The sequence below is a fragment of the Pseudomonas sp. genome (assembly GCF_030683065.1).
Taxonomy (GTDB): Bacteria; Pseudomonadota; Gammaproteobacteria; order Pseudomonadales; family Pseudomonadaceae; genus Aquipseudomonas.
The window spans coordinates 63,294-84,645 of sequence record NZ_JAUXMX010000064.1; the positions used below are offsets into that span (position 1 = coordinate 63,294).

Sequence of the window (21,352 nt, forward strand, 5' to 3'; positions counted from 1 at the left end):
ATCACTCCAGACAAGGGTAAACAGACCGCTATAATGGCCGGCAAACTCAGCCTGGCCAAGCCCGCATGTTTCGCTCCATCCGCCGCCTCCTGTTCAAACTGCTGCTCTGCCTCATGGTCGGCTCGGCGCTACTGGTGCTGGTCTTGCGCTGGGTGCCGCCACCCGGCACGGCCCTGATGGTCGAACGCAAGATCGAATCCTGGGTCGACGGCAAGCCGATCGACCTGCAGCGCAGCTGGCGGCCCTGGAGCGAGCTGCCGGACGACCTGAAGATCGCGGTTATCGCTGGCGAAGACCAGAAATTCGCCGAGCACTGGGGCTTTGATGTCGCGGCGATTCGTGCGGCCCTGGCGCACAATCAACAGGGCGGATCGCTACGCGGCGCCAGCACGCTGAGCCAGCAAGTGGCGAAAAACCTGTTCCTCTGGTCGGGCCGCAGCTGGCTGCGCAAAGGCATCGAGTTCTGGTTTACCGGCCTGGTCGAACTGCTTTGGCCAAAACAGCGCATTCTTGAGGTGTACCTCAACAGCGTTGAGTGGGGTGACGGCGTATTCGGCGCCGAAGCCGCGGCGCGCCATCACTTCAATACCGGCGCGCCCTACCTGTCGAATCAGCAGGCCAGCCTGCTGGCTGCCGTATTGCCAAACCCGCGCCAGTGGAGTGCTGGCCAGCCCAGCGCCCACGTCAACCGCCGCGCCAGCTGGATCCGCCAGCAGATGCGCCAACTCGGCGGCAGCCACTACCTCAATCGCCTGTAAGCACTGGCCGCACTGGCCGCACTGGCTCAAGTGCCTGACAAGGCCACGGGCGATCCAGCCAATCGAGAACGAGCGCATAGCTCGCGAGTTTGTAGGATGGCGTTGAGCGCAGCGATACCCATCGAGTGGTTTAGACCTTTATCTGCATGATGGGTTACGGCGCATTTGTTCTGCTGACAGCAGGTCAATTTGCGGGCGCCTAACCTAAGCTGCCCGACCCATCTAAGGTCTTCTGCCGCGAAGCTTTTGCTGGGCCACAGAGCATTCGCGACTGAACTGGCGCTGACCCGACATTCGACCGCTGTCGCGCCCACCAAAAGCACCCTGCTCGGGACTCTGCGGCGAATGGGCACATTCCATAAAGGTTAAGGAGCGCCCCGACCCAGCGCGCCGCGCGGCACCACCTGCAACAGCAACAGCTGCTCGTCTGCGGTGTGCGCAGTCAGCCCCGCCTCGGGATAGACCCAGGCCTGGCCTTCGTCCAACTCCAGGCGCAGGCGCGGCTGGCCGATAGTGCTGAGCAAACGCTCGGCAGCCACAACCTGCTGCGGTTTGAGCGTCAGAGCAACGACTGCATGAGCACCCAAGTCGGCCAACAACTGCGCGCCCAGCGGCTGCGCATCATCGCGCACACTCAGCCCGGCCGCGGCCATCAGGCTGTCGCGCGCAGCCTCGCCCAGCTCGACCTCGGCTTCCAGCGTCCAGGGCTCGTCACTGGCCTGCCAGTGCGCGCGGTAGAGCAAGCGCGCCCCGTCCAGACGTGGCTGCAACCAAAGTTCGCCCTCCGCCTGGCCCCGCAACATGGCCAGACTCAAACGGTTATCGGCCAGGGGCACGAGCACGGCGGCCTGCCACTCGGCCAACCAGGGCAGCGGCGCCGCAGCAGGTTGCGGACGCATCAACCAGGCGCCCCAGGCGAAGAACAGCAGAGCGACGCCAATAAAGATCAAACTATGCTGCAAGCGCAGGGGCGGTAGCTTCATGAATAGTTTCCAGACAAAAAAAAGCCGCACACAGGTGCGGCTTCTTGTTCGGGTAGGGAATTAACTACGCGGCGATCGAGCCCTTGAGCTTGTTCATCGCATTTTTCTCCAGCTGACGGATGCGCTCGGCGGAGACGTTGTACTTAGCGGCCAGCTCATGCAGCGTGGCTTTTTCCTCGGCCAGCCAGCGCTGGTAGAGGATATCGCGACTGCGCTCGTCGAGCCCTTCCAGAGCCTCGTGCAGGCTTGCGGTAGAGCTGTCTGTCCAGTCCGAGGCCTCAAGCTGACGCGCCGGGTCGTAGCGGTGATCTTCCAGGTATTGAGCGGGCGACTGGAACGCACTTTCGTCGTCGGCTTCGGTGGCCGGGTCGAAGGCCATGTCGTGGCCGGTCAGGCGGCTTTCCATCTCGCGCACTTCGCGCGGTTCGACACCCAGGCTCTCGGCTACGGCGTGCACTTCCTCATTGTTCAACCAGGCCAGACGCTTTTTCTGACTGCGCAGGTTGAAGAACAATTTACGCTGCGCCTTGGTGGTCGCGACCTTGACGATGCGCCAGTTGCGCAGAATGAACTCATGGATCTCGGCACGAATCCAGTGCACGGCGAACGACACCAAACGCACACCCATCTCCGGATTGAAGCGCTTGACCGCCTTCATCAGGCCGACATTGCCTTCCTGCACCAGGTCAGCTTGGGCAAGGCCATAACCGGAATAGCTGCGGGCGATATGCACGACAAAACGCAGGTGGGCGAGCACCATTTGCCGAGCGGCTTCAAGATCCTGGTTGTAGTACAGGTTCTCGGCCAGCTCGCGCTCCTGCTCAGGGGTCAACAGCGGTATGCAGTTGACCGCATGCACATAAGCCTCAAGGTTGGCGCCTGGGACCAAAGCATGAACAGGTTGCAAAGAAGTGGACATTTGAATCCTCCGACTCACGAATCGAGCGCAGTGTAACACTGAGCAATACGACTAGGAACGCTCTTACAAGTTCCCTTACACATAGTCAACATCAATTAAAACAATACCTTAGCTATCTTGGCTGTAATTCATTCAAGTGCCGGGCCACGGCTAGCCAGGCGCCGATATACCCGAGCAACACGGCACCGAGCAGCAAGGACAGGCCATCGCCTGCCGGCACACCCGCCAGGGCAAAGTCGCTGCCGTATAGCCCGGCCAGGCGCATCACCGCGTCGTTCAGCCAGCCCAGGCCATAAGCCAGCACCAGCCAGGCCAACAGCCCGGCACCCAAACCATAGAGCGCACCCATATAAAGGAAGGGCCGGCGCACGTAGCTGTCGGTACCGCCGACCAACTTGATCACCTCGATCTCGGTGCGGCGGTTCTCGATATGCAGGCGAATGGTGTTGCCAATCACCAACAGCAAGGCCATCACCAGCAACAAGGTCAGGCCGAAAACAAAGCGATCACCCAGGTTAAGAATCGCCGTCAGTCGCTCGACCCACACCAGGTCGAGCTGCGCCTGCTGCACCTTGGGCAACTCGGCCAAGCGCAGACGCAGAGCCTCCAGAGTGACCTTGTCGACTTCCTTGGGCGTCACCAGCACCACGCCAGGCAATGGATTATCCGGCAATTCCTTGAGTGCCTCGCCCAGCCCGGACTGTTGCTGGAATTCCAGCAGGGCCTGCTCGCGGCTTATCCACTCGGCCTCGGCGACATCGTCCATCGCGGCGATCTGCTCACGCAGAGCCTGGCCTTCGACCTCGCTGGCGTCGATCTGCAGAAACAGAGAAATCTGCGCAGCGCGCTGCCAGGAGCCGCCAAGACGCTCGACATTGTCCAGCAGCAGGGCCAGCCCCATCGGTAGACTCAGAGCAACGGCCATCACCAGGCAGGTGAAAAAGCTGCCAATGGGCTGCTTGACCAGGCGGCGCAGGCTGTCGACCAGGCTGGCACGGTGGCTTTCCAGCCAGGCGTCGAACTGGCTGCGCAGGTTCGGGCCGTCATCCGGGATTTTCGGATCGTGCTTTTTCGGTGCAGCGCCGACGCGTTGCGCCGGCTGCGGTGGTGGCATGCGGGTAGCGCTCATCAGACCGCCTCCCCATCGCCAATCAAGCGGCCACGCTGCAGGGTCAGCATGCGGTGGCGCATGCGCGCGATCAGCGCCAGGTCGTGACTGGCGATCAATACACTGGTGCCGAGGCGATTGATGTCCTCGAACACCCCCATGATCTCTGCCGCGAGGCGCGGGTCGAGGTTGCCGGTCGGTTCATCCGCGAGTAACAGCGCCGGGCGATGCACCACTGCACGCGCGATGCCGACGCGCTGCTGCTGGCCGGTGGACAGCTCGCTGGGAAACTGCTCGGCTTTGTCCGCCAGCGACACGCGGTCAAGGGCGGAGCCGACACGCTTGCCGATCTCCACCTTGGACAGGCCGAGAATCTGCAGCGGCAAGGCGACGTTGTCGAACACGCTGCGGTCGAACAGCAGCTGGTGGTTCTGGAACACCACGCCGATCTGCCGGCGCAGGTAGGGAATTTGCGCGTTGGTGATCTGACCCAGGTCTTGCCCGGCCAGCAGCAGCTTGCCGCTAGTCGGCCGCTCCATCGCCAACAACAGACGCAACAGGGTGCTCTTACCCGCACCCGAGTGCCCGGTGACGAACAAAAACTCGCCACGACGCACGCGAAAGCTCAGCTCGTGCAGCCCGACGTGACCATTGGGGTAACGCTTACCGACCTGCTCGAACTTGATCATTACGATTCCCGCGACTGGAACAGCGCCTGGACAAACGAGTTGGCCTCGAAGGTCCGCAGATCGTCGATCCCTTCGCCGACGCCAATATAGCGAATCGGCAGGCCGAACTGCTTGGCCAGGGCGAAGATCACACCGCCCTTGGCGGTTCCGTCCAGCTTGGTCAGAACCAGGCCGGTCAGGTTAACCGTCTGATGGAACTGCTTGGCCTGATTGATCGCATTCTGTCCAGTGCCGGCGTCCAGCACCAACAGCACCTCATGCGGCGCCGTGTCATCCAGCTTGCCGATCACCCGGCGAACCTTCTTCAGCTCTTCCATCAGGTTGTCTTTGGTGTGCAAGCGCCCGGCCGTGTCGGCAATCAGCACATCCATGCCACGCGCCTTGGCGGCCTGCACCGCATCGAAGATTACCGACGCCGAGTCGGCACCGGTGTGCTGGGCGATCACCGCAATCTGGTTGCGCTCGCCCCACACTTGTAACTGCTCGACGGCGGCGGCACGGAAGGTGTCGCCAGCAGCCAGCATGACTTTCTTACCGTCCTGCTGCAGCTTTTTCGCCAGCTTGCCGATGGTGGTGGTCTTGCCGGCGCCGTTCACGCCCACGACCAGAATCACATAGGGCTGCTTGGTAGTGTCGATGCGCATCGGCTGCTCGACCGGCTTGAGCAGCGCGGTCAATTCGTCCTGCAGCGCCTGGTAGAGGGCACCGCTGTCGGTCAGCTGCTTGCGTGCAACTTTCTGGGTCAGGCTCTGGATGATCAGGTTGGTGGCCTCGACGCCGACGTCGGCGGTCAGCAGGCGGGTTTCGATTTCCTCAAGCAGCTCATCGTCGATCGCCTTCTTGCCGAGGAACAGGCTGGCCATGCCCTCGCCCAGGCTGGCACTGGTCTTCGACAGCCCCAGCTTGAGGCGGGCGAACCAGCCACCCTGGTTATCGCCCGGCTTGTTCTGCTCGACCTGCACCTCAGCCACCGGGGCCTCGAGCACAATCGGCGCGACAGGCACAACCGGCTCGGGCTCTGGCACATGAATGACCGGATGCAGCACTTCGCTGCCGGCATTGATGCGGAACCGCGAAGGCCGCGGCGCCTGCACCGGCTCGGCCATAGCCTCGGGGGCTGGTGCGGGAGCAGGTGCCTCTGCGGGTGCGGGCTCTGCCGGCGGCACGCTCGGAGCAACCGGCGCCGCTGGCTCGACCACTGGGGCAACAACCTTGTCGGCTGGTGGCAGCGTCGGGGCTGGCTCTGGTACGGGCACAGACTCAGGCACTTCAGGCGTGCGAATGGGCTCCTGCGGCTTCTTGCGCAGCCAGCCGAACAGGTCTTTCTTCTCCGCGGCTTTCTCGGCAGATGGCGACGCAGCGGGCGCGGGGCCGGGTGCGGGGGTCTTCTTGTCGTCGTTGGAACCAAACATGGAGGACGGCTATCTCAAAGGTGCGACGCGCCAGTGGGCGGGTCTAGTACATTGCCTGCGCAGCGGGCTAAACGCTGAAGAAACCGCGCAGTAATATTCAGACCACATACCAGACGTGGCCGCCAGTAAAGTCGGGTAGCCCCGGATCATTACAGATCCGGAGCCCCCTAAGAACCGTGCGTGCGGCTTTCACCGCACACGGCTCAAGCCTACACGAAGCCAGTCGTACTGACCGGCAACACACGGGAGTAGCGCGCGACTTTACCACTATAAGCCGCTATGGAGCAGGTCTAGCTGTCGTTCCTGGCTGTGGGCCAGTGCATGGCAATTCGGGTGAAGCAGTACGCGATTGCTTAAGGTGTCCAGTCCGCCATCTACCCGCCTGATGACATGGTGATCATGCCAACCGGTCGCCTTACTAATCGCATACCCGCACAAAGCGCATTTGCCCCGTTGTCGTCGAAAGAGGCTGAGTATTTGTCCCCGATAACGCAGCTTGTGCTGCATCCGTTTGACCCTCAGTTCCTCCCACTTCAGTTCCTGCGCCGCATCATAAGGGTGGTAACCACCCGGAAGACGCTTGTGGCGCACGATTGCGGTGTCAGCTAGCGCATAAAGCCGACGATACTTCACCTCTGCCTTGCTGTTTTTATATGGGAACGCAAACACCCAACTCCGACTGCTTATGGAGTGGAAGTATTTCTTCCTGATCCATGCCGCAGATTTCTTTGGATGCCTACGTTTCGCCCACCTCCAGAGCCGCCAATGGATCAGATGATCCAGCTTACTGAAGGTCTGTTTAGCTACTACAGGGGAATGGTATTGCGCCCACCCCCGTAGAACCGGGTTCAGTTGGCCGATCAACACTTCCTGCGTCATGGCACCGCTGTTTTTAATGATCTCCTGCACCTTTCGATAGAACGCCGAGACGTTCTTCTTGGATGGTTTGATCAACAGCTTGCCCTTTCTGCGCGTCGATTTCGGCACATACTTCCTGAAATTCCACCCCAAGAAATCGAAGCCCAGATGGATATGCGTGATCTGCGTTTTCTCTTGGGACAACTCAACCCCTCGTACCGACAGAAATTGCTCCACCCAAGGTTTGACCTCACTCACTAACAGCTCTTTCGAAACCGCGGTGATTACGAAGTCGTCCGCATAGCGCACCACTTGAACCTTTGCTTTTTCAGCCTGTTTGACACCCAGCTTTTTCGCCAAGTGACGTTTCAGCTGGGTTTCCAGGCCATTCAGGGTAGCGTTCGCCAAACAAGGGGAAATGATGCCCCCTTGAGGCGTCCCGGCCTCCGTGGCCGTGAATTGTCCCCGGTCAATCACCCCGGTCCTCAACCACTTGCGCAGTACCGTTTTGTCCATCGGGACATTCCGGCACAGCCACTCATGATTGATGTTGTCGAAGAACCCCTTGATGTCGCCCTCCAGTATCCATTGCGGACTGTCCTGCCGTGAAAGCAGGGCAAAGAGTTCAACCATCGCATCAGCGGTCGATCGGTCCGGCCGGAAGCCATAACTTTTCGGATCACTGGTGCTTTCTATTACAGGTTCTAAGGCGAGCAAGTAGAGCGCCTGCATGGACCGATCCAACATCGTCGGAATGCCCAATGGACGCCTTTCCTGCTTGCCGGGTTTCGGAATCCACACGCGCTTAAGCGGTTTCGGCCTATACCCTCGTTTTTGAGACAAACAGATCACAGCCTGGAGTTTCAATTTGGGCGTTGCCCATTTCTCTCCATCTACGCCAGGAGTCTTGCGGCCCCTATTTTCCGTGACTCGTCGCACAGCCAAACAGCGACCATGAAACGAATGGGTAAGCATCCGCTGCAGGCGTTTAACCCTGCGCCAATTGCCATCCCCTGTTGCCTGCGCAATTTTCAACTGCGTTTTCCGAACGGAAGCCTGAATCTCAACCCAGTCAAGACTGTGCCAAGTCATCTCTCCGTCGAAGGACGCAGACATTGCCAATATTTTTGGCCGTGCTTTCATACTGTCCTCCTGATGGTTACGAAGACCTTCAGGACGAACCTTCCCCTAGGGGCAGAGTCCACCCCTAGGGTCATTGTTACGCTGGAATCAGCGGTTTTCGTTGCGCCTGTAGACCAGGTGCACGTCAGCCAGAGTTGCCCCTGCCGATAATGTTTCAATCGATATACCGCTCATTACAAACGGCCATTCGCTTTTTGCACCCTCCTATTCCCCACACTCATCAGCCACCCTTGCGGATTGCCTGCCCGTACCAATTTACTGGCCGTTGGCGAGTAATCGGGATTGCCACGTTCCCCGGATCGCATCAATTCCCCGTTTAGGCTTCGTCTTTCCCCCGACAACCTGGGTAGTACCGCGCCATATATCCATACTATGACGACTGGCTGCGTGCCATTTTGGCTGAGGCCAATAACTGCCGTAGGCCTCCTGATACTGACGAGGGTTCGAACGACGATTCACATGTGTTAGCCATGCGGGTTGGGTCACTAGCTCCCATGCATCCGTGCAATTCGGACACATCACGCTTTCCGTTACCGGAGAGTGCTTCTTTAAATAAAGAGAGAACATTGTTGATCGGGCTTCACACCCCAGGGTTGGTCCCCGACGCATGCCGATCTAGTGAACTGGCGGGTACACGCCAGGCTCAGTGCTCCCGAGCAGCAGAAGTTGAGCAATGCAGAACCGGAGCTTGTCACTCCGTTGCTTTGGAGAAAGCACCTCTAACGTCTCGCGACGGTGGTGGCGGAACCAAAACTTTTCTTGCTGGCCCAATGTGTTCATTTGCCAATGGCGATCTGAACTTATGAGGGCGACCGCGAAATGCTTTGTAACAACCTTACGAATATCCAGTCGTTCTTTGAACCGCTTTTTGATCAAACTCATCCCCGGAAGGATGAATTTAAGACGCTTCTTCCCCGTAAACGGAGATTTCGCATCCCCGCAAGCGGATCTTTAAAAAGCATGAACAAAGCCAGATGCTTCAGTGCTGAAATTCGGTGAAGTCCCTTGTAGCAAGGGCTTTGCACCATGGCTCAACTGCCAACCAAGCAACGACACGGACCATGACGTGTCGCACACGGATGCGTATCCTAGCACCTCCGCGCCCGCCGACGCTAAGTCCAAGCGGGTCCGTCCGACAGGTCGACAATTGATGAAGATGACAGCCCAACGCGCCGCCGCCTTATTCCTCGGCGCGCTCTGCATGCCGCTGGCGGTCTTGGCCGCAGAACCGCAACCGACCCATGAATTCAGCCTGGACAATGGCCTCAAGGTCATTGTCCGCGAGGATCACCGCGCGCCAGTGGTGGTATCCCAGCTCTGGTACAAGGTCGGCTCCAGCTACGAGACGCCCGGCCAGACCGGCCTGTCCCACGCCCTCGAACACATGATGTTCAAGGGCAGCCGCAAGCTCGGCCCTGGCGAAGCCTCACGCATCCTGCGCGAGCTGGGCGCCGAGGAAAACGCCTTCACCAGCGACGATTACACCGCCTATTACCAGGTGCTGGCGCGTGATCGCCTGAGCGTGGCCCTGGAACTGGAAGCCGATCGCCTGGCCAGTCTCAAGCTGCCCGCCGAGGAGTTCGCCCGCGAGATCGAGGTGATCAAGGAAGAGCGGCGCCTGCGCACCGACGACAAACCCTCGAGCCTGGCCTACGAGCGCTTCAAGGCCATGGCCTACCCCGCCAGCGGTTACCACACCCCGACCATCGGCTGGATGGCCGACCTCGAGCGCATGACCGTCGAGGAGCTACGCGCCTGGTATGAAGCCTGGTACGCACCAAACAACGCCACCCTGGTGGTGGTCGGCGATGTCAGCGCCAGCGAGGTCAAGGTGCTGGCCGAACGCTATTTCGGCGACATTCCCAGCCGCACGGTGCCCCCGGCGAAAATCCCCCGCGAGCTGGCCGCACCCGGCGAGCGACGGATCACCCTGTACCTGAAAACCCAATTACCGAGCCTGATGCTGGGCTTCAACGTGCCCGGCCTGGCGACTGCCGAGAGCCCGCGCCAGGTGCATGCCTTGCGCCTGATCGCTACCCTGCTTGATGGCGGCTACAGTGCCCGCCTGCCGACGCGCCTGGAGCGTGGCGAAGAATTGGTCTCCGGGGCATCTGCCTGGTACGACGCCCATCCGCGCGGCGACAGCCTGTTCGTGCTGTCTGCCACACCCAACGTGCAAACCGGCAAGACCCTGGCGCAAGCCGAAGCCGGCCTGTGGCGCGAGCTGCAGGATCTGCAGCAGAACCCGCCGTCCGCCGAGGAACTGGCCCGGGTGCGCGCCCAGGTCATCGCCGGCCTGGTCTATGAGCGCGACTCAATCACCAGCCAGGCCACGGCTATCGGCCAACTGGAAACCGTTGGCCTGTCCTGGAAATTGATGGATCAAGAGCTGGCCGACCTGGAAGCAGTTACCCCGGCCGATATCCAGAGCGCCGCGCAAACCTTCTTTACCCGCGACCGCCTGAGCGTCGCCCATGTCCTACCCGAGGAGACGCATGATGAGTGAGCGCAATGGTTTGCGCTACGGCCTGCTCGGCCTGGCGGTACTGGCGTTGTTGGCGATTCTCGCCCTGGTGATCAATCGTCCCGAGCAAGCCGACAGCCCGCCCGAAGCCGTCGTGTCGACGACTATCGAGTCCCTCGCCGAACTCAATGGCCAGGCGCCGAGCCGGCGCAACCTGGACATCCAGACCTGGCAAACCGCAGAGGGCGCCAAGGTGTTGTTTGTCGAAGCGCGCGAGTTGCCAATGCTCGACCTGCGCCTGACCTTCGCTGCGGGCAGCAGTCAGGATGACGGCGTGCAAGGGGTGGCCATGCTGACCAACGCCATGCTCAACGAAGGCGTACCGGGCAAGGACGTCGGCGCCATCGCCGCCGGTTTTGAAAACCTCGGCGCAGTGTTCGGCAATGGCGCCTACCGCGACATGGCGGTGACCAGCCTGCGCAGCCTGAGCGCCGCGGACAAACGCGAGCCGGCACTGCAGCTGTTCAACCAGGTAATCGGCCAGCCGACTTTCCCCGAAGATGCCCTGGCGCGGATCAAGAACCAACTGCTGGCCGGCTTCGAATACCAGAAGCAGAACCCCGGCAAGCTCGCCAGCTTGCAGGTGTTCGAGCGGCTCTACGGCGAGCACCCCTACGCCCACCCCAGCGAAGGCAACGAGCAGTCTGTCCCGGTGATCAACCGCGAGCAGCTGCAGGCCTTCCATGCCAAGGCCTATGCCGCCGGCAACGCGGTGATTGCCCTGGTCGGCGACCTCTCGCGGGCCGAAGCCGAAGCCCTGACGGCCGAGGTCTCCGCCGCATTACCGCAAGGCCCGGCCCTGCCCATCATTGCTCAGCCGGACGCGCCGCAAGCCGGCGCCAGCCATATCGAGTTCCCGTCCAACCAGACCCACCTGATGATCGCCCAACTCGGCATCGATCGGCGCGACCCGGACTACGCCGCTCTTTATCTGGGTAACCAGATCTTCGGCGGCGGCGGTTTCGGCACCCGACTGATGACCGAGGTGCGCGAAAAACGCGGCCTGACCTACGGCGTCTACTCCGGTTTCAGCGCCATGCAGGCCCGCGGACCGTTCATGATCAACCTGCAAACCCGCGCCGACCTCAGCGCTGGCACCCTGCAACTGATCAAGGACATGCTGCGCGACTACCTGGCCAGCGGTCCGAGCCAGGAAGAACTGGACAACGCCAAGCGCGAGCTGGCTGGCAGCTTCCCGCTGTCCACCGCGAGCAACGCCGCCATCGTCGGCCAACTCGGATCCATGGGCTTTTACGACCTGCCGCTGAGCCACCTGGAAGACTTCATGCGTGAAGTCCAGGCCCTCAGCGTCGAGCAGGTCAAGGCCGCCATGGCCAAGCACCTCGACCCGGACGCCCTGATCATCGTCAGCGCCGGACCGACGGTGGAGCAGAAAGAGCTGCCACCGCCCAGCGACCAACCCCTCGAACAACCTTCTGCCGTACCGGAGCACTGATGCGCAAGCCAAACAAAGCGGCCACGGCCCATAGCGGCGATGGCCAACTGCGGATCATCGGTGGGCAATGGCGCTCGCGCCAGTTCAACTTCCCGATGGCCGCTGGCCTGCGACCCACGCCCAACCGGGTGCGCGAGACCCTGTTCAACTGGCTGGCGCCCCATGTCGAGGGCGCCAAGGTGCTCGACCTGTTTGCCGGCAGCGGCGCATTGTTCCTTGAAGCGCTGTCGCGCGGGGCCGGCAGCGCCCTGGCGCTTGACCTCAACCCCGGCGCCGTCGCCAGCCTGCGCGGTCACCTGCTGACCCTGAACTGCGAGAATGGCCAATTGCTGCAAAGCGATGCCCTAATCTACTTGCAGAGCCCGGCCGCCACGCCCTTCGACCTGGTGTTTCTCGACCCGCCGTTCAGCCAAAACTTACTGCTGCCGGCCTGCAACCTGCTCGAGCAACACGGCTGGCTGGCCGCGGATGCCTGGGTCTACACCGAAAGCGAAAACCCGCCCTCCACTCTCGGCCTGCCCGGCAACTGGCGCTTGCACCGCGAACAGAAGGCAGGCCAGGTGTATTACGCGCTGTGGCAGCGCACGGGTCAGAGCCTGTAGCCTGGATTAGCCGCAGGCGTAATCCGGGTGTAGCGGGATCACCCCACTTCGGCAGCGACACGTACAACACCGAAATATCACCGGGCCAAGATCGCCGAGCGGGGCGCTGCGCGCTCCATGCCGGATTACGCTTCGCTAATCCAACCTACGGAACTGCATGAACACTGACTTCCGCCCCGCCTGGTGGCTGCCCGGCCCGCACCTGCAAACGCTGTGGAACCCCATGTGTCGCCAACCGGCGAAACTTGAGCGCCAGCGCAAACGGCTGTGGCTTGCCGATGGCGACTTTCTCGACATTGACTGGCACGGCCCGCATCAAGCGGACGCACCGCTGGTGTTGGTGCTGCATGGCCTGACCGGCTCATCCGAGTCATTGTATGTACTCGGCCTGCAACAGAAGCTGGCCACCCAGGGCTGGGCCAGCGTGGCGCTGAACTGGCGCGGCTGCTCCGGCGAACCCAACCTGCTGGCGCGCGGTTACCACTCGGGCGCCAGTGACGACCTGGCCGAAACGGTGCGCCATCTGCGCGCACAGCGACCGCTGGCGCCGTTGTATGTCGTCGGTTATTCCCTGGGTGGCAATGTGTTGCTCAAATACCTCGGCGAAACCGGCGCTGACAGCCAGGTACAAGGCGCCGCGGCAGTATCCGTGCCGTTTCGCCTGGATCAGTGCGCGGACCGCCTCGACCTGGGGTTTTCACGGGTCTACCAGGCGCATTTCATGAAACAGATGGTGGCCTACGTAAAAACCAAGCAGCGCCTGTTCGCCCACAAAGGCATGGCCGACCGCCTGTCTGCCTTGGATCAACTCGGCACACTGGACGGCATGCGCACCTTCTGGGACTTCGATGACCGCATCACCGCGCCACTGCACGGCTTCAGCGGCGCCCAGGACTACTACACCCACTCATCGAGTCGCTACTTCCTGGCCCGCATCGAGACCCCGACCCTGATCATCCAGGCCGCCGACGACCCCTTCGTTTTCCCCCACAGCCTGCCCGAAGCGCATGAGCTGTCACCGAGCATCGAATTCGAACTGCACGCCCACGGCGGCCATGTCGGCTTTGTCGAGGGTAGCCTGGGTAAACCGGGCTATTACCTGGAGCGGCGCATTGCGCAGTGGCTGGCAACGCAGGCCGCCGGCTAACACCCGTAACCGGAGGGTGGACAACGCGCAGCTTGTCCACCATTAAGCGGGGGCGTAGTGGTTCGTCACCGACCCGACCCAGGCACCGAGCGGTAGAAAACGCTTCGCGGTTTTCCACCCTACGGCCTTATCGAATCAGATCACCTGCTCCAGCGGCACATGGAATTTCCGATACAAAGCCTCCACCGACTCGCGCACCGGCGGGGCGATATAGCCGTCCTCCAGCGCCAGCACCTGATAGATGCCGCGGCGCAGCATCGCTTCGCTGAGGTCACCAGGCTTGCCACTGGTGGTGCAGAGGAAGCGCACCCAGGAGGTCATGATGATCCAGGCATTCAGCGCCAGCGCCTCGATCTGCGGCGGATTCATCAGCAGGATGCCGGCGCCAACGAAGCCCTGGTAGATACCTTGCGCACCCTGCAGACAACGCTGGGCGAACAGCCGATAATGCTCGGCCAGCGCGGCATCGCTGTCGAGCAGGTGCTCCAGATCGCGGTGCAGGAAGCGGTAATGCCACATGGCCGCGAGCAAGGCCTCCAGGTAGAAGGTCTTGTCGTCTATGGTCAGGGCCCGGGCTGGCGGCAGACGCAGAAAGCTGTCGACGCGGCCTTCATATTGGCCGAATAGCTCGGCGATGATCGCCTGCTTGTTGCGGAAGTGGTAGTACAGGTTACCCGGCGAAATCTCCAGGTGCGCGGCGATGTGGTTGGTGCTGACGCTGCGCTCACCCTGGGCATTGAACAGCTCGAGGCTGGCCTGAATGATACGTTCGCGGGTTTTCAGAGGGGCTTGCATAAGGTTTGGTCTCGACGCGAAAAGCCCGGCAAAGGTACACGCAGAAGGACGCGGAGTGTTACCTGTGAGCGCTTCATGCCTGATCCATCCACTGTTTACCGGGCCACGCGTGCGCGTGGCGACAGCCTACCATTTGACAGATTAGAGTAATTGCTCTAAAAATCCAGAACATCATCTTTCCCCACTCGCGCTGCTCGAGTAAACGGGACTGCACACTGGAACGTCGAGGAAATAACCATGGCCGCTGACATCGCCTATCTGGAACAGAGCCTGCAACAGCACCAGGACCAGATCAGCCAGCTGGAAACCACCATGGACCTGCAGCGCCAGGCATTTCGTGGCAACCCCATGCCTTCGGCCGAACAACGCCTGCAGTGGCTGAATGCCCTGCGCGACATACTGAGCAATGAGCGCGAGGCGCTGATCAAGGCGATTTCCGAGGATTTCAGCAACCGCAGCGCCGACGAAACCCTGCTCGCCGAGCTGATGCCCAGCCTGCACGGTATCCACTACGCGACCAAGCGCATCAAAAAGTGGATGAAACCCTCGCGGCGCAGCGTCGGCATGCAGTTCATGCCGGCTGCGGCCAAGGTGATCTACCAGCCGCTGGGGGTAGTCGGAGTGATCGTGCCGTGGAACTACCCGCTGTTTCTGGCCATCGGCCCGCTGGTCGGCGCACTGGCGGCCGGCAACCGGGTGATGATCAAGATGAGCGAATCGACCCCAGCCACCTCGCAACTGATCAAGGATTTGCTGGCCAAGGTATTCCCGGAGGACTTGGTGAGCGTGGTGCTGGGCGAGGCGGACGTCGGCATGGCCTTCTCCAAACTGCCGTTCGACCACCTGCTGTTCACCGGCGCCACCAGCATCGGCAAGCATGTGATGCGCGCCGCCGCCGAGAACCTGACGCCTGTAACCCTGGAACTGGGCGGCAAGTCGCCGGCCATCGTTTCGGCCGATGTGCCACTGAGCGATGCCGCCGAGCGCATCGCCTTCGGCAAGACCATGAATGCCGGGCAGACCTGCGTGGCACCGGATTACGTGCTGGTGCCCAAAGACCGCGTCGACGGTTTTGTTGAGGCCTACCGCAATGCGGTGCAGAGCTTCTACCCGCAACTCAAGGACAACCCGGATTACACCGCGATCATCAACGAGCGCCAGCAGCAGCGACTCAATGGCTACCTGCAGGACGCCGAGAGCAAGGGCGCAACCATCATCGCGCTGTACCCCGAAGCCCAGGGCCGACGCATGCCGCAGGCGGTGCTGCTGAACGTGACGGACGACATGAAAATCATGCAGGAGGAGATCTTCGGCCCGCTGCTGCCGATCATCGCCTACGACAAGCTGGAAGACGCCTTCGCCTTTATCAATGAGCGCGACCGGCCGCTGGCGCTGTACTACTTCGGCTACGACAAGAATGAACAGCAGCGCGTGCTGCATGAAACCCACTCAGGCGGTGTGTGCATCAATGACACATTACTGCACGTGGCTCAGGACGATATGCCGTTCGGTGGCGTCGGCCCCTCCGGCATGGGCCACTACCATGGCCATGAAGGCTTTTTGACCTTCAGCAAGGCCAAGGGCGTATTTATCAAGCAGCGTTTCAACGCCGCCAAGATGATCTACCCACCTTACGGCAAGGCGCTGCAGAAGCTGGTGTACAAGCTGTTCGTGCGTTAGGCCTGGCTCCTACACAAACCCGCTTTGGTGATAACAACAATGCATAACACCACGCTTGATTCGCCCCAGCTATCACGCCGTGGCCTGCTCAAGGTCGGCCTGCTGGGTTCGGCCTTCCTCGGCACCGCCGGGCTGACCGCGACCCTCAGCGGCTGTTCGGCGAGCACGCCAAAAGCCGGCTTTGCCGTGCTGCGCGAAACCGATCTGGCGTTTTTTCAGGCGCTGATTCCGCTGCTGCTGCACGGCGCGGTGTCCGCTGAACAGATGCCGGCAGCGGTCAACGCTACCCTGGAAAATCTCGATTACAGCCTCAATCACGTCTCGCCGGAAATCCTCAAGCTGACCGTGCAACTGTTTGACGTGCTGGCGCTGCCGATCACCCGTGGGCCACTGACCGGCATCTGGGGCAGCTGGGAAAACGCCTCGCCGGCGGACATGCAGGCGTTTCTGCAGCGCTGGCAGAACAGCTCTATCGGCCTGCTCAGAATGGGTCATTCGTCCCTGCTGCAACTGGTGATGATGGCTTGGTACAGCCGGCCGGAGTCTTGGGCCCACTGCGGCTACCCCGGCCCGCCGATGGTCTAACGGACGCCTAACCGTAGGGTGCGCCGTGCGCACCGCAAACCAGAGGCGCCTCGATGCGCATGTCGCACCCCACATAGCCCGCCCAGCCTCGCTCGCTGCGTGCATTACAACAAGAGAGCCTGAAATGCCCGTACCCGATTTGTTCAAACAAGGCCTGGCCAGCGGTTGGAAAACCTATAACGGCTCGCGCCTGGACGCCGACCTGACCCTGGAAGCCGACGTCGCCATCGTCGGCAGCGGCGCAGGCGGCGGCACCACGGCAGAAATCCTCAGCGCCGCCGGCTTCAAGGTGCTGCTGATCGAAGAAGGCCCGCTGAAGACCAGCGACGACTTCAAGATGCTTGAGGACAAGGCCTACGCCGAGCTCTATCAGGAAGGCATCGGGCGCATGAGCAAGGACGGCGCCATTACCATCATGCAAGGCCGTGCGGTCGGCGGCACCACCCTGATCAACTGGACCTCCAGCTTTCGCACGCCCGACCCAACCCTGGAACACTGGGCCCGCGAACATGGCGTAAAAGGCCATAGCCCGGCGGACATGGCGCCCTGGTTCGAGCGCATGGAACAGCGCCTGGGCGTCGCACCCTGGGCCGTACCACCCAACGCCAACAACGCCGTGATCAGCCAGGGCTGCGAAAAACTCGGCTACGAGTGGCAGACGATTCCGCGCAACGTGCGCGGCTGCTGGAACCTCGGTTACTGCGGCATGGGCTGCCCGACCAACGCCAAGCAATCGATGCTGGTCACGACCATTCCCGCCACGCTGGATAAAGGTGGCGAACTTCTCTATCTCGCCCGCGCTGAGCGCCTGCTGATCGAAGGCGACAAGGTCACCGGCATCGAGTGCCTAGGCATGGACGAGCGCAGCGTCGCGCCCACCGGCCGCACCATCCGGGTCAAGGCCAAGCATTATGTGCTGGCTGGCGGCGGCATCAACACACCGGGGATTTTGCTGCGCTCAAACGCCCCCGACCCGCATAAGCGCACCGGCAAACGCACCTATTTGCACCTGGTGAACTTCTCCGCCGCGCTCTTCGAACAGGTGATCAACCCCTTCTACGGCGCGCCGCAGTCGGTTTACTCCGACCACTTCCAGTGGGATGACGGCACCGCCGGGCGACTGTCTTACAAACTCGAAGTGCCACCGCTGCAACCTGCCCTGACCTCGACCATGCTCGGCCGCTTCGGCATCGACAACGCCATGCGCATGGAACAACTGCCCAACACCAACGTCATGCTCGCCCTGCTGCGCGACGGTTTCCACCCGGACAGCGCCGAAGGCCGCGTCGAGTTGCGCGGTGACGGCAGCCCGGTACTCGACTACCAGATGACCGACTACACCTGGGACGGCGTGCGCCGCGCCTTCCACAGCATGGCCGAAGTCCAGTTCGCCGCCGGCGCCAAGGCCGTGCTGCCGCTGCATGCCGACGCCGACTACGTGAAGACTCTCGCCGAGGCGAAAAGCCTGATCGACAACCTCAGCCTGGAGCTGTATCGCACCCGCCTGGGCAGTGCCCATGTGATGGGCGGTTGCGCCATGGGCGAGGATTCGCGCCAGGCGGTCACCGACAGCCTCGGCCGGCACCACCACCTGAGCAACCTGTCGATTCACGACGGCTCATTGTTCCCCACCAGCATCGGCGCCAACCCCCAACTGTCGATCTACGGCCTGACCGCCAAACTGTCGAGCCAACTGGTCGAGCGCTTGAAACGTGTCTGATGGCAGGGTATTCAGCGGCCAGGCCAGTTTCGTGAGCTGCACGCCTGACTTGGCCGCAGTTCATCGCTGCGCTACCATCCGCTTCCCCAACGGACCCGCCAGGACGTCACGATGAATCGAGTGTTATACCCGGGCACCTTCGACCCCATCACCAAGGGCCATGGCGACCTGGTCGAGCGCGCCGCGCGGCTGTTCGACAGCGTGATCATCGCGGTGGCCGCCAGCCCGAAGAAAAATCCGCTGTTCCCCCTCGAACAACGGGTCGCACTGGCACGCGAAGTGACCAAGCACCTGCCTAATGTCGAGGTTGTCGGCTTCTCTACCTTGCTTGCGCACTTCGCTCAGGAGCAAGGCGCTAATGTATTTCTGCGGGGCCTGCGCGCAGTCTCAGACTTCGAGTACGAGTTCCAACTGGCCAACATGAACCGTCAACTGGCGCCGGACGTAGAAAGCCTGTTTCTCACCCCCTCGGAAAAATATTCCTATATCTCCTCGACGCTGGTGCGCGAGATCGCTGCGCTTGGCGGTGATATCTGTAAATTCGTCCATCCTGCCGTGGCCGACGCCCTGCATGAGCGCTTCAAGCGCTGAGCCGACATTCCACGTGGCCGGGCGCCCGCACATGGCGCCCGCTCCAACAATCCGGCACAATTCGTTAATCGTTACCTGCCTATTGTTGTTTGAGAATGGCGTAGCCACTGGCTGCGACAGGAGCACTTATTTCATGTCACTGATCATCACCGACGACTGCATCAACTGCGACGTCTGCGAGCCCGAGTGCCCGAACGGCGCGATCTCCCAGGGTGAGGAGATCTATGTGATCGACCCTAATCTGTGCACCGAATGCGTCGGCCATTATGACGAACCGCAGTGCCAGCAAGTCTGTCCCGTGGATTGCATCCCGCTCGACGAGACTCACGTCGAGAGCAAAGACGAGCTGATGGAAAAGTACCTGATCATCACCGGCAAGGCTTGAAGAGACGGTAAAAAACGCTCCCCTGCTGCGCGACCTGTTCGTCGGGGCCGTCTCAGGAGTGCCGCGAACAGTCCGCTAGGCCATGCACCTGACTGAAGGCCTTAGCCGGACCAGCCGGTCAATCGCTGCTAAGCTTCGGTCTCCCCGACGCACGGTAAGATTGCCACCATGTTGCAGAGAACTGTCCTCACCACCCTGCTGCTGATCTGCAGCCTGCTGGCCCAAGCAGCCCCCAACCAGGCCGCCATCGCCAGCGCCCACCCTGCCGCCACCGTTGCAGGCCAGGAAACCCTGGCCATCGGCGGCAATGCCTTCGATGCGGCGATCGCCATCAGCGCAGCACTGGCGGTGGCTGAGCCTTACAGTTCAGGCCTGGGCGGTGGCGGTTTCTTCCTGCTGCGCGAGGCAGGGGAACAGCCCACCTACCGCTTTCTCGACGCCCGCGAGCGGGCCCCACTGGCCGCCCATGTCGACCTCTACCGGCGCGACGGCGAGATCCAGAAACAGTTATCGCTCAACGGACCACTGGCCGCCGCCATTCCCGGCTTGCCCGCTGCGCTGGTGCTGCTGGCTGAGCGCTTCGGCCAGCTACCGCTACGCGACTCGCTGGCGCCGGCGATTCGCCTGGCCCGCGACGGCGTTGGCATCGACCGGGTCTACCGCGAGCGGGCGACCTGGCGCTTGGCCGCCCTGCGCGACGACCCGGAAAGCGCGCGGATTTTCCTCGACGAAGCAGGCGAAATCCCCGCAGAGTTCGACCTGTTACGCCAGCCCGAACTGGCCACAACCCTGGAACGCCTGGCCCGTGATGGCCATGCCGGCTTCTATGCCGGAGAGCTCGCCGAAACACTGGTCAGTGGCGTGCGCGCCGCCGGTGGCATCTGGACCTTGCGCGATCTGGCCGAGTACCGGATCGTCGAGCGCCAACCCTTGCGGGTACCGCTGGCTGACGGTCGTGAACTGATCAGCGCACCGCCGCCTTCGGCGGGTGGCCTGGCGTTGGCGCAGAGCCTGCTGATCTTGCAGCAACTGCCCTGGCGCCAGGCCGACCAGGTGCAGCGCACCCACCTGGTCGTTGAAACGCTGCGTCGCGCCTACCGCGACCGCGGCCTGCTCGGCGACCCGGACTTTGTCGCCAACCCACTCAAGCAATTACTCGCACCCGCCTACATGACGCAATTGGCTGGCAGTATCGAATTCGACAAAGCCACGCCAAGCGACAGCTTGCCGCCCGCCGGAGGCTGGCACGAGGGTGACCACACAACGCACTTCTCGGTGCTCGATACCGACGGCAATGCGGTGGCCGCGACCCTGTCGATCAACCTGCCGTTCGGCGCCGCCTTCACCGTGCCCGGCACCGGCGTGCTGCTCAACGACGAAATGGACGATTTCGCCGCCGATGTCCAGGGTGCCAACGCCTACGGCCTGTCCGGCAGCCAGGCCAATGCCATCGCTGCAGGCAAACGCCCGCTGTCGAGCATGAGCCCGAGTTTTATCGAAAGCACCGAGCAATTCGCCAGTTTTGGCACCCCCGGCGGCAGCCGCATCCCGAGCATGGTGCTGCTGGCGATGCTCGAGTACCTCGACGACCAGCCGATTGCCCGCTGGCCGAGCGTCGCCCGCTATCACCATCAATACCGCCCGGACCTGATCGAACACGAACCGAACACCTTCAGCCCGACGCAAATCGCCGCACTGCAAGCCCGGGGCCATCAACTCAAGGCACTGGAACGCAGTTACGGCAACCAGCAGGTGCTGCTCTGGAACAAGTCAGACAACCGGGTCGAGGCCGCCAGCGACCCACGCGGCGTAGGCACCAGCGCAGTGCTTGCACCGAGTCAACTGCAGCGCAGCCCGTAAGCCGGGCCGCAGAGGTTAGCGGCGCGCCCACACCACAACCCGTAGGTCGGGTTAGCGGCGCATACCTCTCAACCACAGTCGCCGCTTCTGGGCGCCGCGTAACCCGACGGCGCCAGTATGGCCTGCCGATAAAACCG

Annotated in this window: 18 protein-coding genes; 11 read left to right on the plus strand and 7 right to left on the minus strand. The window is 62.0% G+C overall.

Features of this window, described 5'->3' with window-relative positions:
* The first annotated feature begins 65 nt into the window (after window positions 1-65).
* Entirely contained in the window at window positions 66-758 is a 693-nt protein-coding gene (gene mtgA, locus Q8K09_RS21065) for a monofunctional biosynthetic peptidoglycan transglycosylase (RefSeq protein ID WP_305256959.1), read from the plus strand.
* A 365-nt stretch (window positions 759-1,123) separates the two neighbouring features.
* Here mtgA and Q8K09_RS21070 read toward each other — a convergent pair whose 3' ends face one another.
* The 6 genes from Q8K09_RS21070 to ltrA form a co-directional block, all read right to left on the minus strand.
* Complete coding sequence (locus tag Q8K09_RS21070; RefSeq protein ID WP_305256960.1) at window positions 1,124-1,741, minus strand: hypothetical protein; 618 nt, start codon at window positions 1,739-1,741, stop codon at window positions 1,124-1,126.
* 64 nt (window positions 1,742-1,805) lie between these two features.
* Window positions 1,806-2,660 (minus strand): RNA polymerase sigma factor RpoH, encoded by an 855-nt coding sequence (gene rpoH, locus Q8K09_RS21075; RefSeq protein WP_305256961.1) that lies wholly within the window; start codon window positions 2,658-2,660, stop codon window positions 1,806-1,808.
* A 112-nt stretch (window positions 2,661-2,772) separates the two neighbouring features.
* On the minus strand, window positions 2,773-3,789 hold the full coding sequence (gene ftsX, locus Q8K09_RS21080; protein WP_305256963.1) for a permease-like cell division protein FtsX: 1,017 nt from the start codon (window positions 3,787-3,789) through the stop codon (window positions 2,773-2,775).
* Entirely contained in the window at window positions 3,789-4,457 is a 669-nt protein-coding gene (gene ftsE, locus Q8K09_RS21085; protein ID WP_305256965.1) for a cell division ATP-binding protein FtsE, read from the minus strand. Before ftsE ends, ftsX begins: the two co-directional genes overlap by 1 nt.
* Entirely contained in the window at window positions 4,457-5,869 is a 1,413-nt protein-coding gene (ftsY, locus tag Q8K09_RS21090) for a signal recognition particle-docking protein FtsY (protein ID WP_305256966.1), read from the minus strand. Before ftsY ends, ftsE begins: the two co-directional genes overlap by 1 nt.
* 267 nt (window positions 5,870-6,136) lie before the next feature.
* Window positions 6,137-7,870, minus strand: a complete 1,734-nt coding sequence (gene ltrA, locus Q8K09_RS21095) for a group II intron reverse transcriptase/maturase (protein WP_305256967.1) — start codon at window positions 7,868-7,870, stop codon at window positions 6,137-6,139.
* A gap of 1,150 nt (window positions 7,871-9,020) precedes the next feature.
* Here ltrA and Q8K09_RS21100 point away from each other — a divergent pair.
* The 4 genes from Q8K09_RS21100 to Q8K09_RS21115 all read left to right on the plus strand — a co-directional run bounded on the left by Q8K09_RS21100 (window position 9,021) and on the right by Q8K09_RS21115 (window position 13,599).
* Complete coding sequence (locus Q8K09_RS21100) at window positions 9,021-10,376, plus strand: pitrilysin family protein (protein WP_305256968.1); 1,356 nt, start codon at window positions 9,021-9,023, stop codon at window positions 10,374-10,376.
* Complete coding sequence (locus Q8K09_RS21105; RefSeq protein ID WP_305256969.1) at window positions 10,369-11,850, plus strand: pitrilysin family protein; 1,482 nt, start codon at window positions 10,369-10,371, stop codon at window positions 11,848-11,850. Before Q8K09_RS21100 ends, Q8K09_RS21105 begins: the two co-directional genes overlap by 8 nt.
* Window positions 11,850-12,452, plus strand: coding sequence for a 16S rRNA (guanine(966)-N(2))-methyltransferase RsmD (gene rsmD, locus Q8K09_RS21110; protein ID WP_305256970.1), 603 nt, complete (start codon window positions 11,850-11,852; stop codon window positions 12,450-12,452). The genes Q8K09_RS21105 and rsmD overlap by 1 nt, the downstream gene beginning before the upstream one ends.
* Window positions 12,453-12,609: 157 nt before the next feature.
* Window positions 12,610-13,599, plus strand: a complete 990-nt coding sequence (locus tag Q8K09_RS21115) for a hydrolase (RefSeq protein WP_305256971.1) — start codon at window positions 12,610-12,612, stop codon at window positions 13,597-13,599.
* 135 nt (window positions 13,600-13,734) lie between these two features.
* On the opposite strand, the gene Q8K09_RS21120 is transcribed toward Q8K09_RS21115, so the two are convergent.
* Window positions 13,735-14,394 carry a TetR/AcrR family transcriptional regulator gene (locus Q8K09_RS21120; RefSeq protein ID WP_305256972.1) on the minus strand — a complete coding sequence of 220 codons (660 nt, stop codon included), beginning with the start codon at window positions 14,392-14,394 and terminating at the stop codon, window positions 13,735-13,737.
* A 237-nt stretch (window positions 14,395-14,631) separates the two neighbouring features.
* Here Q8K09_RS21120 and Q8K09_RS21125 point away from each other — a divergent pair, with 237 nt between their 5' ends.
* The 6 genes from Q8K09_RS21125 to ggt all read left to right on the plus strand — a co-directional run bounded on the left by Q8K09_RS21125 (window position 14,632) and on the right by ggt (window position 21,215).
* On the plus strand, window positions 14,632-16,074 hold the full coding sequence (locus Q8K09_RS21125; RefSeq protein WP_305256973.1) for a coniferyl aldehyde dehydrogenase: 1,443 nt from the start codon (window positions 14,632-14,634) through the stop codon (window positions 16,072-16,074).
* A 39-nt stretch (window positions 16,075-16,113) separates the two neighbouring features.
* The gene (locus Q8K09_RS21130; RefSeq protein WP_305256974.1) at window positions 16,114-16,659 is read left to right on the plus strand and encodes a twin-arginine translocation pathway signal protein; all 546 of its coding nucleotides are present in this window, start codon (window positions 16,114-16,116) and stop codon (window positions 16,657-16,659) included.
* Window positions 16,660-16,783: 124 nt separating this feature from the next.
* Complete coding sequence (locus Q8K09_RS21135; protein ID WP_305256975.1) at window positions 16,784-18,379, plus strand: GMC family oxidoreductase; 1,596 nt, start codon at window positions 16,784-16,786, stop codon at window positions 18,377-18,379.
* 111 nt (window positions 18,380-18,490) lie between these two features.
* Entirely contained in the window at window positions 18,491-18,970 is a 480-nt protein-coding gene (gene coaD, locus Q8K09_RS21140; protein WP_305256976.1) for a pantetheine-phosphate adenylyltransferase, read from the plus strand.
* 133 nt (window positions 18,971-19,103) lie between these two features.
* Window positions 19,104-19,355, plus strand: coding sequence for a YfhL family 4Fe-4S dicluster ferredoxin (locus Q8K09_RS21145; protein WP_305256977.1), 252 nt, complete (start codon window positions 19,104-19,106; stop codon window positions 19,353-19,355).
* A 168-nt stretch (window positions 19,356-19,523) separates the two neighbouring features.
* Window positions 19,524-21,215 carry a gamma-glutamyltransferase gene (ggt, locus tag Q8K09_RS21150; RefSeq protein WP_305256978.1) on the plus strand — a complete coding sequence of 564 codons (1,692 nt, stop codon included), beginning with the start codon at window positions 19,524-19,526 and terminating at the stop codon, window positions 21,213-21,215.
* Window positions 21,216-21,352: the final 137 nt, after the last annotated feature.